Consider the following 17197-nt stretch of genomic DNA (forward strand, 5'->3'; position numbering starts at 1 on the left):
TTACTTCACGAAGATTGAAATCTTGAAGTTCCACCACCAAGTATGATTTAAAATTGTGTTCATGTGTTTTATTTACGGTGTAAATATAAAAATGAAATTTTAGTTTTCAAATATAATCAGCAATTAATTATTTGTTAAAACTTAAAAATAACACATAGGTGATTATTATTTTTATTCTAAAATTTAGATTTAATGAGATACATATTACCAATTTTAGTGGTTTTATTAATGGTTTCTTGTAAAGAAGAAAGTAAAGAAATAACATTTACAGAAGTAGATTATAACGGTTTAGAAAAAGTGCTAAACAAGCAGGATAATAAGACTTATGTTGTTAATTTTTGGGCAACTTGGTGTGCGCCATGCGTTAAAGAATTACCTTATTTTGAAAGGATCAATAAACAATATAAAGATAAAAATGTAGAGGTTGTTTTGGTCAGTTTAGACTTTCCTAAACATTTTGATACAAAACTTAAAAACTTTATAAACGAAAAACAATTACAGGCAGAACTTTATGCTTTAAATGATATGGATTCTAATTATTGGATTCCAAAAGTAAATAAAGATTGGTCTGGTGCTATACCAGCAACTTTAATTTATAATTCTAATAAACGAGAATTTTTTGAACAAGCTTTTGAGTATGAAGAATTAGAAAAAGCACTAAATAAATTTTTAAAATAACTCTCATGAAAACAACACAGAAATTATTAACATTATTTGTACTAGTGCTAACAATTAGTGCTTTTACAATTAAACCTAAAGAAGGTTATAAAATAGGTGATATTGCTACCGATTTTAAATTAGAAAATATAGACGGATCTATGGTGTCACTTTCAGATTTTAATGAAGCAAAAGGATTTATAGTGACTTTTACATGCAATACATGTCCATATGCAGTAGCTTATGAAGACAGAATTGAAGCTTTAAATAAAAAGTATGCAAGTAAAGGTTACCCTGTTATTGCAATTATGCCAAATAATACAGATGTAAAACCAGGAGATAACATGGAAGCAATGCAGAAAAGAGCCAAAGAAAAAGGTTTTACATTTCCGTATCTAATTGATAAAGGCCAAAAGATTTATCCACAATATGGAGCCACTAAAACACCACATGTGTATGTTTTACAAAAAACTAAAAAAGGAAATATTGTTAAATATATTGGCGCAATAGATGATAATTTTCAAGATGCAAATGCAGTAAAAACTAGATATGTAGAAGATGCTGTTAACGCATTGCTATCAGGAAATGAAATTAAGGTTAAGGAAACAAAAGCTATTGGTTGTACTATAAAAGTATAAAAGTTTATAATTTTATTTAAAGTTAAGACCCGAAATGTAACATTCCGGGTTTTTTTACGTCTATATAACTTAGAAATCTTAATTTTGAAAAAAAATATTTAAAAGATGGCAAATTTATCTCAAAAAGATTGGACAGAGCAGCTTAATGCAGATGATAATGCAGTAATATTAGATGTAAGAACAGAAGCTGAAGTTGCAGAAAAGAAAATACCAAATTCAATTAATATAGATATTTATAAAGGGCAAGGGTTTGTTTATCAACTTGAAGAACTTGATAAATCAAAAAACTACTATGTGTATTGTAGATCAGGAGCACGTAGTGAAAAAGCCTGTAATATTATGAATCAATTAGGTTTTGATAATGCTTATAATTTATTAGGTGGTATATTAGAATGGACAGGAGACGTAGAATAAATAAACTTTTTAGTATGAAAAAACCTTTAATTTTATTCTTATTATTAGCAGTTATTGTAAGCTGTAAAACAGTAACCGAAGGAGAAATAGAAGTTGTATCACAAGAAGAGATGCAAACATATCTTAATATGGAAGATGTGCAACTAATAGATGTAAGGACTCCAGAAGAGTATGATGCAGGACATATTGCAACAGCACAAAACATAAATTTTTTATCACCAACTTTTGAAAATGATATACAACAGTTAGATAAAAACAAACCAGTATTGGTGTATTGTCACATGGGAGGTAGAAGTGCTAAATGTGCAGAAAAAATGAAGTCCCTAGGATTTGTTAAAATTTATGACTTTAAAGGCGGATACAGTAAATGGTTAAGCCAAGAAGAGAAATAAAAATAAAAAGCCTTACATTTCTGTAAGGCTTTTTTGTTGAGATTTAATAAATTTAATAAAATGATTAATAGCCAAAAAATAAATTTAACTCAACAATTAGCTAACTTAAGATAATGGCTTCTCCCAAAACATTATCTATGGTGTAAAGCTAACTTAATAGTTTAAAATAGTTTTACGGTAAACCGTAAGTTGAATAAATTAAATTAGACCAGTATCTTTTGTTATTGATACTAAGTGTATTGCGTTTTGAGCATTAAAGTATAATTTAAGTTTATTTATTTTTTTTTCTATTGAACTTAAACTGTTAGGCGATATATTTTTCTGTTTAAAATTACTGCTAATTTCATCTTGAGATAATCCTATAGATAATAGTTTTAATAACTCGATGTCATAGTCTGTTATTTCTAAATGATTTTTAGATTTTAAACGATCAGAAATTGAAGGTGATAGATATGTTTTGTTTTCATAAACATCAATTATGGCATTTTTTAATTCTTTTAAACCATTTCTTCCTTTACATACGTAAGCATTTACTTTATTATTAGAATAAAGTTGTTTTACATTTTCTAGTCTATCTTCAATACTATAAACTATAATTTTTAAATCAGGATGTTCTTGGGTTAATGTGTTAATTAAATCTTTACCAGAATTAAATTTTTGTTCACGATGATCTGCAATAAAAGATAAGTCTGTAATAAATAATTCGTATGGATTTTTGTCTAGATATCCTTTTTTTAATTTTAAATACGCATCATCACAATAAAGTGTTTTATCTATATTGCTAATATTTAAACTTTCAAGTGTGCTTAAAACACCTTGACTAATACTATCTAAATCATCAGAAATTAAAACTTTTTTGAACATTTTAAATTATAATTTGTGCTTTAAAACCATTATTTGGTTTAGTATCAAAAGTAATAGTTCCTTTTAAGGTATTTATACGGTTTTCCGTATTCTTCAAACCATTTTTAAAATTTAGATTAGTACCAATACCATTATCTGTATATTGAAGTTCTAGTTTTTTACGATTCGTATTAATTTTAATTACCACTAAATTAGCTTGACTATGTTTTTTTGTGTTAGTTAAAAGCTCTTGTAATACGCGGTAAATAGTTATTTTTTTATGTTTGTTTATTTTGTTCCATTCAATATCAGAAACACCATTACTTACAACTTTACATTGGTTGTTAGAATAGCTAGAAAAGAGATCTTTTAATTCGTCTTTAAAATTAGATTTTTCATTTATTACATTAATTTCTTTAGAAATATCTCTAGTCTTGTAGTATATATCTTCTATGGTATCTAATTGTAGCTGTTTATCTAATTTGTTTTCATTTAAAACAATCATATATTTATAAATGTCGTTTGCTACTTCATCATGTATTCTTTTAGAGATGTTGGTTTCAGTTTGGTAGATTTGTTCTAATTTTTGTTTTTTGTGTCTTATGTTTAATAAATACAAGAATAATACAACTAGTATTATTGTAAAGATTAAGCTAAACTTATAGATAGTTTTTTGGCTTTTTTGTTTTTCAGTTTCTAGTAAACTTTTATTTACATTATACTTTAAAAGAGAGTATTGATTTTTATTGATGTTTCTTACTTTTTCTAAACTGTCTGTAAGTTTTAAAAACTCATTAATGTTGTAATTATTATTGGTTTTAAGTTTTAATTTAATAGCATCTATTTGATAAGAAGGACTATTAATTAGTTTGGATATATTGTAAGCTAGATCACTATATTTTTTTGCAGAGTCGATATTATTCTTGCTAAAGTAATAATTGAAATGGCTTTTATAACTTGGGTATAATTGCGAATAATCTTTAAGTTTCTGGCGTATTTTTAGTGATTTTTTTAGATAAGTATAAGCTTCTGGATCTTGTAAAATAGTCTTTACGGCTCCAAGATTGTCAAGTATTCTAGCTACCTCGGTTTGATCATTAATTTTATGTAATAACTCTTTAGCTTTTAGTAGGATGTTGTTAGCCTTTTTAAAATCTTTATTAGCCTTATATGTTGTAGCAATATTATTGTAAATGACAACACTATCTTTAGTAGTACTAGCAATTTTAAGCGATTTGTTGTAAAAATTTAGCGCTTGATCATTAAAGTTTAATGCTTTATAAATTTTACCTAATAATGTGTAAAGACTTTTTTTATAGCTTGTTTTAAAGTCAGAGTCGGCAATTTTATCAATAATTTTTAAAGCTTGCACAGCATTATATTCACTATCATGGTAAAAACCTAAAGTGTAATCAATTTTAGAAAGGTTGTAGTAAATATAAGTTTTGTCTAAATCAGATCTTTTTTCTTTCTCTTTAGACAAGTAGTTATAAGCATCAAAAAGATCTTTGTTAGAGTTTATCGAGGTTATTTTTTCAATAAAAAACTGTAGACTATCTATTTCAGTTTTACTAAAAGCTATTTTAATACTCATAAAATAGCAAGCAAAAAAAGAAAATAATATTAATAGTGATTTATTATTCATAAATCAAAAATATAACAATACGTATAAAGCAGGAATATTATTTTAAGAAATTTCTTTCAGAATAAATTTTTAAAAAATAAATAAAACCCTGTAAAATAAACACTTTACAGGGCTTTCTGTGGAGTCGGAGAGTATTGAACTTTATATATCTTATTATTGTTAGTTAATGTTCAAACATTAATATATCCAGTATTTCAAGGGTTTTTTATCATTATATATGTTTTTAATTTATATTTGATTATAATAAAATTATCGACTGTATTATCGACCATATTATCGACTGTATTATCGACCATATTATCAATCAATTAATAGGCTAAAGACTATGAATCATTCTTTCTTTCTAAAAAAACCCCAAAAAAGAGTAGGTAATGAACCAACCTTAATTATGTTTACTTGTTATTTTAAAAAAGAAAAAAAGCAATTTCTTTATTCTACAGGAGAAAAGATTCGCCCTATTCATTGGAATTTTGAACAAAAATTACCAAAACTAAAAGGATCAAAAAAAGATTCTCACTCAAATGCAATAAAAAACCAGTTAACTAGATATTCTCAAAAATTTGAAGAAATACAAGCTTTACACATAAAAATCAATGAAGAATTCAATTCTAAAACTTTAAAAGAAGCTTTTGATCAAGAGTTTAAAAAAGTAGCAAAAAGTAAACTGTCATTTTTTAGTGCATATGATGATTTTATGATTGAAAAACAAAAACGTAAAGAATGGAAACCTTCAACAATAAAAAGATATGCGAATATTAAAAATCACTTATTAAGTTTTGAAGCAAGAAAAAAATACAAGCTTACTTTTAGTACAATAAATAATAATTTTGATACAGAATTTAAAGATTTTTGTTACAGAATTTTAGATCATAGTACTAATACATTTGCTAGAAATCTCGGACTTTTTAAAACATTTATGTTTTGGGCATTAAAAAATAAATACACTTATAACAATGCTTTTATAGATTTCAAAAAACCTGAAAGAGTTATTACTAAAGAAATAGCTTTAAATTTACATCAAGTAAACGAAATTTACACACACCAACCCAAGTCTCTAGCTTTAGAGAGAGTAAGAGATGTTTTTGTTTTTCAATGTTTAACTGGTTTAAGGTATGGAGAATTGAAATTTATAAATAATCGAACAGTAACGAATAATTCAATTTTAATAAAAGAAGAAAAGGATTTGACTAAAGATGCTCGAGTAATACCTCTGTTTGATATTTCAAAAAGAATACTTGATAAGTACAACAATAAATTACCACTATTAAGTAATCAAAAACAAAATAAATATATAAAAGAGGTATTTAAGAACGCAAACTTTACATTTGAAGTCGAATATAGCCGAACAAAAAACCGTGAACATAAAATATTGTCAAAACCATTTTATGAAAGAGTGTCAACACATACAGCTAGACGTAGTTTTGTAACAATTTTGAAAAATAATGGTGTTGCTGATAAAACTATAATGGAAATGTCAGGGCATAGAGATTTAAAGACTTTTAATACTTATTATAAAGTAGATAATATAGCAAAGCATGATGCAATTAATAAAGCGTTTGGAAGCTTGGAGTTAGCATCATCTGAAAAGAATTAATAATGATAAACAGAGATTTTTTAAAGAATGATTTAAAAATAAGTTATTGGGGTGTTTTTAAAAACAATAACATAGATATTTTAAATAGTTCAGTAATTCAATTGCTAATAGAAAAAAAAGTGATAATTCTTAGAGAGAATGTAACTCGATGGGGAGGAAATAGTAAGGATTTAAAAATACCGATTTTGTATAAAAACAGTTTGTATGAGTTACATCCAAAATTCAAAAATGAACTTATCTTATTATTTAAGCTAAAGGTGAAAAATGATGTAAATCTTTTATATTCTTTCGGAAAAATAAACAATACGTTAAATGCTTTTTTTGATAATCAAGATAAATTAAAATATTTAAAAACAGAATATGCAAGAATTTATCAAAGTATAAGTTATGATGAGCATTTGCTTTTATTAGGAAAAGGTTTTAGAGAATTATCTTATGATAAATATTACCATTTATTAGAAGAAGGCTATAGAGAATTAACTTATGATAAATATTTAGTTTCTGCTTTAGGTACAGCACCTTCATTTATTAAATTATTTTTGACAGATTCCATAAATTACAAAAAGCTTACCGAAGACCATGATAATAACATGAGTAAAAACTTGCTTATGTATGATTTATTTTCATGTCTGCTTTCAGGGAATACAGAGGTTATAGAACAATTAGTATTTGATTTAATTGAAGAATTCAAGTGTTTATATAAGAAAACATCGCTGTTAGGTTTTATAAAAGATAAAATAAAAAATCTAGATACAAATCATGTAAATCCTGATTTAAACTTAAATAACATCCTCAAGGATAGTATGTATAATTGGTTGATGAATAAGCTAATAGAAGAAAGTTTAATTGATAGCAATTTTAAAATATTACCTCAAAAATTAAAAGGCTTTAGAGAATTAAAATTTGCTTCAGCTATAGGTTTTTTAATAGATAAAAATAAAAGTGTATATGTAAAGAGTGATTATGAATCATTTTTAACAGACTCTTTTATTTGTAAAGTAATTACTTCTACCTTTAAATTTAGCCACAAATATAAAAAAGGACTTAGTGCAGCTTCTTATTCTGGTCATAAATTAAGAACTTTCAATTTATACCCAGATGACCTACATTTAGATTTATTACATTTTATAGATAAGCCACATAAATAGCATTTTTTTTATTTGATTTTTTGATTTTCAAATTTTCAAAATCACTAATTATAACTAATAACAATATTTGGTCCATAATTAAAATTAAAATATATAAATATGGAAGGTATTGTATTGCAAAATGTTTCACGCTCAGATTTTCAAAATCTTTACAAAGAAGTTAAAGAAATGAGTAAGAGCTTAAAATCATTAATTGACAAAAAACAACAAGAAAAAGTAACCCCAGAAGAAGCAGCTGAAGAATTAGGTGTAACTACTCAAACTATTTATGCTTATATTAAATCTGGTAGAGTTAAAGCGTCAAAATTAGGTCGAAAAATTGTAATAAAAAGAATCGATTTAGAAGACTCATTATCTGAAGTAAAATCTTTAAAATACAGAAGATAATGAGAAAGCTTTATAAAACAGAAGAATTTCCTGTGTGTGAAATTCAAAAATTGGTAAATGATGTTAATTCTCATATAAACCACATAAAAAACAATTATAGTTACGATGCTAAATCATCTGAGTTGTTAAATTGGATTTCAGAAAAACTAAATTCTATTTCCAAAATAGCGAGAAGAGAGGTTAGGTTTGATTATTTGTTTATTCAATCAGAGATAGACAAGCTTTATAAAAAAGATAACACTTTAACTGGTGTTGTTTTGATACTTAATTTTAAAAAACTTAAAAGTCATAATAGAGGTTTTTTAGAATTTAATTTAACTAAAAATTAATAACTATGAATTATCTAAGAATAGGGGTAGATTATTTTAAAATCACTGAAAAGCCCCTACATAGCGGAGATACAATAACAACTTTGGTTAAATGGAGTAAAAGTGAAATAAGTACAGATCACGGTAAGGCATTTTTAAAAGAAATACCTAAGTATGACGGCTTTGTTACTATCCCAAGTCATGTTGATTATAAAGAAGAAATTAAAGGGTTTTATAATGAATACCACCAACTTAAACATGATTTAAAAAAAGGAGAATTCGATAAAACTAAAATGTTTTTAAAACATATTTTTAATCACCAATATACAATAGGGTTAGATTATCTAACAATCCTGTGGCATTACCCAACGCAAATTTTACCCATATTATGTCTAGTAAGTAATGAAAGAAGTACAGGTAAAACTACTTTTTTAAATTGGTTAAAATTGATTTTTGAAAAGAATATGACTATAAATAAAAATGAAGATTTTAGAAGTCAATTTAATGCTGATTGGGCAACAAAACTTATCGTGGCTATAGATGAAGTTTTGCTAGACAGAAGAGAGGATAGTGAAAGGATTAAAAATCTTTCTACAGCTAGAACTTACAAGATAGAGCATAAAGGAAAGGATAAAATAGAAACTCCTTTTTTTGGTAAATTTATCTTATGTTCTAATAATGAGGATAACTTTATTTTAATCGATGATAAAGAAATTAGGTATTGGGTTCTTAAAGTTCCATCAATTAATCAGGGAATGGAAGTGTCAGATTTATTAGAGGATTTAGAGTCCGAAATTCCGTATTTCTTAAATTACATTAACCAAAGAAAACCAAATGTAACCAAAAAAACCAGAATGTGGTTTACTAAGGATCAGATAAAAACTGACGCCTTGATTAAATTAGTTAGAGGAAATAAAACCAATTTAGAAAATGAAATAATTGAACTTTTAAAGGATGATTTTATCAAGTTTGAAAAATCAGCTTTATGTTACAGCGCATCAGATTTGGTTGACAAATTAAAAGCTAATAATGTAAGAACAACACCAACAAAGATTTCTAAAATTCTGAAAGATAAGTTTGGTTTAGAACAGAAAAACTCTTCTTATACTCGTTATAATTTGTCTAGTTACCCTAGTGTTGAGGATTCTAAGCATTATGTAGAGAGTACAATATGTAAAGGAAGGTATTTTAAAATTGAAAAGGAATTTGTTTTTAAAAGTGTTGATTGTTGACGATGCAGCATAAATGTAGTGATATACTATTGTGTAAAATCAACTTTGTTTCAACAACAGTTCAACAAGGAAAAATTAATTGTTGAACTGTTGTTGTTTTTGTGTTGAAGTAAAAACCATTGTAAAATATAGTGTTTAGGGGTTTCTTCAACAAAACAACAATTTTAGTGTAGGTTTTACGGTTGCATAAATAATTTAGTTTTGGTTAAGGTTGGTTAACTGTGGTTTTGTGTTGATTGATTTAGGTTAAGTTTAGTTTTATACAGTTTTTTGGGAGTGTTTTACTTTTTATTGCAGGTATTTCATCTTTTTTGTGAAGGTGTTTCACTTTTTTTGTGAAGGTGTTTCACTTTTTTGTGAAGGTGTTTCACTTTTTTTGTGAAGGTATTTCACTTTTTTTGTGAAGGTATTTCACTTTTTTGTGAAGGTATTTCACTTTTTTGTGAAGGTGTTTCACTTTTTTGTGAAGGTGTTTCACTTTTTTGTGGAACTGTATCATTTTTTGGTTAGTTACTTTTTTAAGTTTAAGTTTGGTTTTAGTTTGTTTAGTACCAGTGTTACTAATTTTTATTTTGATGTTTGTATTATTGAGAGGATTTAAGGGGGTAATTATTGTATGTATAAATTAGTGTGATTTTTTAAAAGAAATTAAAATAAATAAAAAATACCTCTAAAGAATAATTGCGGAAAACCTTATTATTAAGTCAGATTAATATTATATTTTTAACCTTTAGATTAAGATAAAAACTTTAAGTTACTACCATTGTAATAAAACAGCATAAAAACAAATGACAAGCATAGACCAAAGAACACAATTACAAAATCAAATATGGAAAATAGCCAACGATGTCCGTGGCTCTGTTGATGGATGGGATTTTAAACACTTCGTTTTAGGTACATTATTCTATCGTTTTATAAGTGAAAATTTCACGGATTACATTGAAGCAGGTGACGATAGTATTGATTATGCAAGTTTACCAGATAAAGTAATAACACCTGAAATAAAAGAAGATGCCATTAAAACCAAAGGCTACTTTATTTACCCAAGTCAGTTATTTTTAAATGTAGTTAAAAACGCAGATGACAACGAAAACCTAAATACTGATTTAGCTAAAATATTTACAGAAATAGAAAGTTCTGCAAACGGTTATCCGTCTGAACAAGATATTAAAGGCTTATTTGCCGATTTTGATACTACAAGCAATCGATTAGGTAATACCGTAGCAAATAAAAACAGCCGATTAGCTGATGTTTTAAAAGGTGTTGCAGGGTTAAATTTGGGTAATTTTCAAGACAATAAAATTGATTTGTTTGGTGATGCTTACGAGTTTCTAATTCATAAATATGCAGCCAATGCTGGTAAGTCTGGAGGTGAGTTTTTTACACCTACCAACGTATCGCAACTTATTGCACAATTGGCAATGCATAAACAAGAAAAAATCAATAAAATATACGACCCAGCTGCAGGTTCTGGTTCATTACTTTTACAAGCTAAAAAACATTTTGATAATCATTTAATTGAAGAAGGTTTCTTTGGTCAAGAAATAAACCACACTACCTATAACTTGGCACGTATGAACATGTTTTTACACAATGTAAACTACGATAAATTTCATATTGTGTTGGGTAATACCTTAATGAATCCACAATTAGCAGACGATAAACCGTTTGATGCCATTGTATCTAATCCACCGTATTCTATAAAATGGAAAGGTAGCGACGACCCTACGTTAATTAATGACGACCGTTTTGCACCTGCAGGAGTATTAGCACCAAAATCTAAAGCAGATTTTGCGTTTGTACTACATTCATTAAGCTATTTGTCAAGTAAAGGTAGAGCAGCATTGGTATGTTTCCCTGGTATTTTTTATCGTGGTGGAGCAGAACAAAAAATTAGAAAGTATTTGGTAGATAACAACTATGTAGAAACCATTATCAATTTAGCACCTAATTTATTCTATGGTACTACCATAGCAGTAACGTTATTGGTGCTTTCTAAAAGTAAAACCGATACCAAAACACAGTTTATTGATGCTAGTGGTGAAGACTTCTTTAAAAAAGAGACCAATAACAATGTGTTGTATGACGACCACATTGAAAAAGTAATGCAACTTTTTGATAGCAAAGAAGACGTAAAACACATAGCAAAATCTGTAGACAATAGCATAATTGCCAAAAACGATTATAACCTTTCTGTGAGTTCTTATGTAGAAGCTAAAGACACACGTGAAAAAATAGATATAGAAGTACTAAATAAAGAGGTTGCTAATACAGTTAAAAAAATTGATAAACTACGTGCCGATATTGATAACATTGTAAACGAAATTGAAGCATGAGTAAGTTAGAAAAGCTTTTAGAAGGTATAGAAGTTGAATGGAAAGATTTTGGTGATATAGCTAAAATTCAAAGAGGTGCTTCACCAAGACCAATTGCTAAATTTATTACAGATGATAAAAATGGTGTTCCTTGGATAAAAATAGGAGATACCGAACCTAATTCAAAATATGTTAAGAAAACAAAACAAAAAATAACCACTGAAGGTGCTAAAAAATCGAGGTTATTAAAACGAGGTGATTTAATTATGTCTAATTCAATGAGTTTTGGTAGACCTTATATTCTTGATATTAATGGAGCTATTCATGATGGTTGGGCTTCAATTAGTGATTTTGAAAATTTGCTTAATACAGATTTCTTATATCATTATCTCGCTTCTGATATTGTACAATATTACTGGTTAAATAAGATTAATAGTAGTTCAGTTAGCAATTTAAACGCAGATATTATTAAATCATTAAAAATCCCAATCCCATGTCCAGATAATCCAGATAAATCACTCAAAATCCAAAAAGAAATAGTTCGTATTTTAGATACTTTTACAGAACTTACTACAGAACTTACTACAGAACTTACTGCACGTAAAAAACAATACGAATACTACCGTGAACAATTACTAACTTTTGAAGAGAGTGAAGTGGAATGGAAGACTTTGGGGGAGGTTGCAAATGTATACGATTCATTGCATAAAACTCCTAAATATGCTGATAATGGATTAAGTATGATTAGAGTTACGGATATAAAAGGAGGGTATGTGGATTTAAATAAAACTTTAAGGGTAAATGAAGAAATATTTTCAGTGTTCACAAAGAAGTATCTTCCTAAAAAGGATGATTTAGTTATGTCTAGAGTAGGTTCGTATGGAAATGTTGGTATTATCCCTGTTGATGATGCAGCTTGTATGGGACAAAATACTGTTATTATAAATCCTCAAATAAATTTTAAATTTCTGTTTTATATTTTAGTTTCAAGTATAGGACAAAATTTTATTGAAAAAAATGTTAGTGGCGGTAACCAAAAAACTCTTAGTCTAAAATCGATAAAGACAATTCCAATCCCAATTCCGTCACTAGAAGAACAACAACGCATCGTAAACATCCTCGATAAATTTGATGTATTAACTACATCTATAAGTGAAGGTTTACCAAAAGAAATAGAGTTACGACAAAAACAATACGAGTATTATAGAAACAAGCTATTAACATTTCCTAAAGTTACTGTAGAAGTATAATATGAGTAAGACTTTAAAAAAAATTGCGGAAGAGTTAAGGGATGCCAATAAAAAAGTACAATTAATCTACGCTTTTAATGGTACAGGTAAAACACGATTATCACGTAAGTTTAGGTTATTAGTAGCCCCAAAAGTTTCTAGCGAAGAACAGGAAGAAGAGCAAGAAGCATCAGGTATTAAAGTAATGTATTACAATGCTTTTACAGAAGATTTGTTTTATTGGGATAATGATTTAGATACTGATACCAATCGTAAGTTGTTAATTCGTCCTAACAATTTCACCGAATTTGCATTAAATTTTTTGAAGGAACAAGGATTGGATAATAACATCATATCAAATTTTCAGCACTATACTAACGATTCAATTACACCACGTTTTAATGAAGAATATATAACTCAAGATGAAGAAGGTAATAATGCTATTGTAAAAGCATATTCTGAGGTAACGTTTTCAATTGCAAGTGGAGATGATCAAGGTGACCCAAATATTAAGATTTCTAAAGCTGAAGAAAGTAATTTTATTTGGTGTGTCTATTATAGTTTATTGGAAGAAGCTGTTGAAACATTAAATGAAAAGGATGAAACTAATCGATCAACAGATAAGTTTAATGATTTAGAATATGTTTTTATAGATGACCCAGTTAGTTCGTTAGACGACAACCATTTAATAGAACTAGCTGTTAATATTTCAAAATTGGTTAAAAATAGTAGGTCAGACCTTAAATTTATAATAACAACTCATAATCCTTTATTTTATAATGTTATTTCAAATGAGCTTAATAACAATATACCAAATCCTGATTATGTTAGTAAAGTTGATACTCCAGATGTTGAAAAATTTATTTATAACTCTGACTGGTCTAAAAAGTATCGGTTTGTTAAATTAGAAGACGGTAATTATAACCTTGAACCACTTGGTAGAAAAACTCCTTTTTCATACCATTTACAGATACTTAGAGAAATTCAAAAAGCTAAAAATAATCCTAATCAAATAAAAAAGTATCACTTTAATTTCATTAGAAATATTTTAGAAAAAACTACAACTTTTTTAGGATATACCAATTGGAAACAATTACTACCAAAAATAAACGGACAACCAGACCCTTTTGCACAAAGAATATTGGATCTTTCAAGCCATTCTGCTCATGGAGGTGAAGAAACCGCAGAAGTTCAAGAAAACGATAGAAACAAGTTAATTGAATTAGTAAATCATCTCGAAAATAATTATAAGTTCTCGCAACTAATAGAGCAAAATGAAACAGTATAAAACCATAGCAGAATCAAACAATTTCATTGTTTTAGATAACTACAAAAAGTTTTCAGAAGTCAATGAAACACCTTCTGGGTATCAAACAGAAGCAGATTTAGAAAAAGAATTAGTAAAAGATTTAATAAATCAAGGCTATGAGTATGTAAAACACCTAACCACACCAACAGCAATGTTGGCAAATGTGCGTGTACAATTGCAAAATCTAAATGATATGCAATTTACAGATAAAGAATGGGCACGTTTTGTAGAAGAATATTTAGACAAACCAAGTGATAACCTTGTTGATAAAACACGTAAACTACACGATAACTATATTTACGATTTTGTGTTTGATGATGGACATATTCAAAACATCTATTTAGTAGATAAAAACAATATTTCACGTAATAAGGTTCAGGTTATTTCTCAGTTCGAGCAGAAAGGCACACATGCAAATCGATACGATGTTACCATTTTAGTAAACGGTTTACCTCTAGTACAAGTAGAACTAAAAAAGCGAGGTGTTGCTATTCGTGAAGCTTTTAATCAAGTACATCGTTATACAAAAGAGAGTTTTAATACAGAAAACTCTTTGTTCAAGTACCTGCAAATTTTTGTGATTTCTAACGGTACAGACAGTCGTTATTTTGCCAATACGGTAAAGCGCAATAAAAACAGCTTCGACTTTACCATGAATTGGGCAGATGTAAAAAACAAGTCAATCAAAGACTTAAAAGATTTTACAGTAACATTTTTTCAAAAACAAACACTATTAAATGTATTATTAACGTATTCTGTTTTTGATAGTAACAATACGTTATTAGTAATGCGTCCGTATCAGATTGCAGCAACAGAACGAATTATATGGAAAATTACAAGTTCATATAATGCTAAAAAATGGGCAACAACAGAAGGTGGCGGTTATATATGGCATACTACAGGTTCTGGTAAAACATTAACCAGTTTTAAAGCAGCACGATTAGCAGCGACAAAATTAGAGTTTATAGATAAAGTGTTTTTTGTAGTAGACCGTAAAGATTTGGATTTTCAAACCATGAAAGAATACCAACGCTTTTCACCAGATAGCGTAAACGGTTCTATAAATACAGCAGCTTTAAAAAGAAATTTAGAAAAAGCCGACAATAAAATTGTGGTTACCACCATTCAAAAGTTAAATAACTTAATGAAAGGTGAAAAAGATTTAGATATTTATCAAAAACAAGTGGTCTTTATTTTTGATGAAGCACACCGTTCTCAATTTGGTGAAGCTCAAAAGAATTTAAAAAAGAAGTTTAAAAAATACTATCAGTTTGGTTTTACAGGAACACCTATTTTTCCTGAAAATGCTTTAGGTTCAGAAACTACACAAAGCGTATTTGGTACAGAATTACATTCTTATGTAATAACAGATGCTATTAGAGATGAAAAAGTATTAAAATTTAAGGTAGATTATAATGACGTTCGTCCCAAGTTTAAAGGGATTGAGTCAGAACAAGATTTAAAGAAATTATCCGCAGCAGAAAACAAAAAAGCCTTATTACATCCTGTTCGTATCAAAGAAATTTCAGAATATATTTTAAAACATTACAGGCAAAAAACACACCGTACAAAAGGTAGTAATAGCGGTTTTAATGCCATGTTTGCAGTAAGTAGTGTAGATGCAGCAAAATGTTATTATGAAGAATTAAACAAGCTTCAAAAAGACAGCGATAAACCTTTAAGAATAGCAACTATTTTTTCTTTTGCAGCAAATGAAGCACAAGGAGCAATTGGTGAAATACAAGACGAAACCTTTGAGCCTACAGCTATGGATGTAAGTGCCAAAGAGTTTTTAACAAAAGCTATTGATGATTATAATGCAGCATTTAAAATGAATTATAGTATCGATAGTAAAGGCTTTCAAGATTATTACCGTGACCTTGCCAAACGTGTAAAAAACAAAGAAGTAGATTTATTAATTGTAGTAGGTATGTTTTTAACAGGTTTTGATGCACCAACTTTAAATACCTTGTTTGTAGATAAAAATTTACGCTATCACGGTTTAATGCAAGCCTTTTCACGCACCAACCGTATTTACGATGCTACAAAAACCTTTGGTAATATTGTTACGTTTAGAAATTTAGAACAAGCAACAATAGATGCAATTACCTTATTTGGTGATAGCAGTACTAAAAATGTAGTATTAGAAAAAAGCTATAAAGAATATTTAGAAGGCTTCACAGATATTGCTACAGGTAACGCACGTAGAGGTTATGTTGAAGTGGTAGCAGAATTAAAAGAAAAATTTCCCAATCCTGATGAGATAGAAACAGAAAAGGACAAAAAAGAATTTTCTAAACTCTTTGGAGAATATTTACGCGTAGAAAACATATTGCAAAATTATGATGAGTTTAATCATCTGAAAGAACTGCAAAGTATTGACACTACAGATGAAGAGGCTATAGAAGCATTTAAAGAAGAAAACTTCTTAACAGACGATGATATTGTAAGTATGCAAGCTATTGAAGTGCCTGCAGAAAGAACAATACAAGATTACCGCTCTACCTATAATGACATTCGTGATTGGTTAAGAAGAGAAAAACAAGGTAATGAAGCAGAAGAATCAGATATAGATTGGGATGATGTAGTTTTTGAAGTAGATTTATTAAAATCTCAAGAAATAAACTTAGACTATATTTTAGAATTAATTTTTGATAGTAATAAGAAAACCAAGAATAAAGCAGATTTAGTAGAAGAAATAAGACGTGTAATTCGTGCAAGTGTAGGCAATAGAGCAAAAGAAAGTTTAGTAGTAGATTTTATAAATGAAACCAATTTAGATGATATAAAAGAGAAAGCAACTATTATTGATGATTTCTATGCGTATGCCAAGGAAAAACAGAAAAAAGAAGCAGCAGAATTAATTGAAGAAGAGAGTTTAAACGAAGAAGCAGCAAAACGTTATATTTTGGCATCTTTAAAACGTGAATATGCAAGCGAAAACGGTACGGAGTTAAATTCTATTTTACCCAAAATGAGTCCTTTAAACCCTCAATACCTGACAAAAAAGCAAAATGTATTTCAAAAGATTGTTTCATTTGTAGAAAAGTTCAAAAGAATTAGTAATGAACTATAATTCTTTTCAA

General features: G+C 28.0%; 15 protein-coding genes. 13 read left to right on the plus strand and 2 right to left on the minus strand.

Going from position 1 to position 17197, the window contains the following annotated elements; all coding sequences use genetic code 11:
* Positions 1–192 precede the first annotated feature (192 nt).
* From ACEQT4_RS09345 to ACEQT4_RS09360, 4 genes are all read left to right on the plus strand, one after another.
* On the plus strand, positions 193–678 hold the full coding sequence (locus tag ACEQT4_RS09345) for a TlpA disulfide reductase family protein (RefSeq protein ID WP_370227177.1): 486 nt from the start codon (positions 193–195) through the stop codon (positions 676–678).
* A gap of 5 nt (positions 679–683) precedes the next feature.
* Complete coding sequence (locus ACEQT4_RS09350; RefSeq protein WP_370227179.1) at positions 684–1295, plus strand: thioredoxin family protein; 612 nt, start codon at positions 684–686, stop codon at positions 1293–1295.
* A 105-nt stretch (positions 1296–1400) separates the two neighbouring features.
* Complete coding sequence (locus ACEQT4_RS09355) at positions 1401–1709, plus strand: rhodanese-like domain-containing protein (protein WP_027880392.1); 309 nt, start codon at positions 1401–1403, stop codon at positions 1707–1709.
* 14 nt (positions 1710–1723) lie between these two features.
* Positions 1724–2101, plus strand: a complete 378-nt coding sequence (locus tag ACEQT4_RS09360) for a rhodanese-like domain-containing protein (RefSeq protein ID WP_027880393.1) — start codon at positions 1724–1726, stop codon at positions 2099–2101.
* Between the two features lie 198 nt (positions 2102–2299).
* Here ACEQT4_RS09360 and ACEQT4_RS09365 read toward each other — a convergent pair whose 3' ends face one another.
* Both ACEQT4_RS09365 and ACEQT4_RS09370 read right to left on the minus strand, forming a co-directional pair.
* On the minus strand, positions 2300–2965 hold the full coding sequence (locus tag ACEQT4_RS09365; protein ID WP_370227183.1) for a response regulator: 666 nt from the start codon (positions 2963–2965) through the stop codon (positions 2300–2302).
* A gap of 1 nt (position 2966) precedes the next feature.
* Positions 2967–4538, minus strand: a complete 1572-nt coding sequence (locus ACEQT4_RS09370; protein ID WP_370227185.1) for a hypothetical protein — start codon at positions 4536–4538, stop codon at positions 2967–2969.
* Positions 4539–4914: 376 nt separating this feature from the next.
* Between ACEQT4_RS09370 and ACEQT4_RS09375 the strand changes: the two genes are divergently transcribed.
* From ACEQT4_RS09375 to ACEQT4_RS09415, 9 genes are all read left to right on the plus strand, one after another.
* A complete protein-coding gene (locus ACEQT4_RS09375; RefSeq protein ID WP_370227187.1) occupies positions 4915–6183 on the plus strand; it encodes a tyrosine-type recombinase/integrase in 1269 nt (422 codons plus the stop codon).
* 2 nt (positions 6184–6185) lie between these two features.
* Positions 6186–7331: a hypothetical protein gene (locus ACEQT4_RS09380; protein ID WP_370227189.1), complete on the plus strand. Its 1146-nt coding sequence runs from the start codon at positions 6186–6188 to the stop codon at positions 7329–7331.
* Positions 7332–7430: 99 nt separating this feature from the next.
* Complete coding sequence (locus ACEQT4_RS09385) at positions 7431–7718, plus strand: helix-turn-helix domain-containing protein (protein WP_370227192.1); 288 nt, start codon at positions 7431–7433, stop codon at positions 7716–7718.
* The gene (locus tag ACEQT4_RS09390) at positions 7718–8047 is read left to right on the plus strand and encodes a hypothetical protein (protein ID WP_370227194.1); all 330 of its coding nucleotides are present in this window, start codon (positions 7718–7720) and stop codon (positions 8045–8047) included. Before ACEQT4_RS09385 ends, ACEQT4_RS09390 begins: the two co-directional genes overlap by 1 nt.
* A 5-nt stretch (positions 8048–8052) precedes the next feature.
* On the plus strand, positions 8053–9258 hold the full coding sequence (locus tag ACEQT4_RS09395) for a primase-helicase family protein (RefSeq protein ID WP_370227196.1): 1206 nt from the start codon (positions 8053–8055) through the stop codon (positions 9256–9258).
* A 788-nt stretch (positions 9259–10046) separates the two neighbouring features.
* Positions 10047–11594, plus strand: a complete 1548-nt coding sequence (locus ACEQT4_RS09400) for a type I restriction-modification system subunit M (RefSeq protein WP_370227199.1) — start codon at positions 10047–10049, stop codon at positions 11592–11594.
* Positions 11591–12823: a restriction endonuclease subunit S gene (locus tag ACEQT4_RS09405; RefSeq protein ID WP_370227201.1), complete on the plus strand. Its 1233-nt coding sequence runs from the start codon at positions 11591–11593 to the stop codon at positions 12821–12823. The genes ACEQT4_RS09400 and ACEQT4_RS09405 overlap by 4 nt, the downstream gene beginning before the upstream one ends.
* A 1-nt stretch (position 12824) precedes the next feature.
* Complete coding sequence (locus ACEQT4_RS09410) at positions 12825–14090, plus strand: AAA family ATPase (RefSeq protein ID WP_370227203.1); 1266 nt, start codon at positions 12825–12827, stop codon at positions 14088–14090.
* Complete coding sequence (locus tag ACEQT4_RS09415) at positions 14077–17187, plus strand: type I restriction endonuclease subunit R (RefSeq protein ID WP_370227206.1); 3111 nt, start codon at positions 14077–14079, stop codon at positions 17185–17187. The genes ACEQT4_RS09410 and ACEQT4_RS09415 overlap by 14 nt, the downstream gene beginning before the upstream one ends.
* The last annotated feature ends 10 nt before the right edge of the window (positions 17188–17197 follow it).

This window comes from Mesoflavibacter sp., assembly GCF_964226795.1.
In the GTDB taxonomy this organism is placed as follows: Bacteria; Bacteroidota; Bacteroidia; order Flavobacteriales; family Flavobacteriaceae; genus Mesoflavibacter; species Mesoflavibacter zeaxanthinifaciens.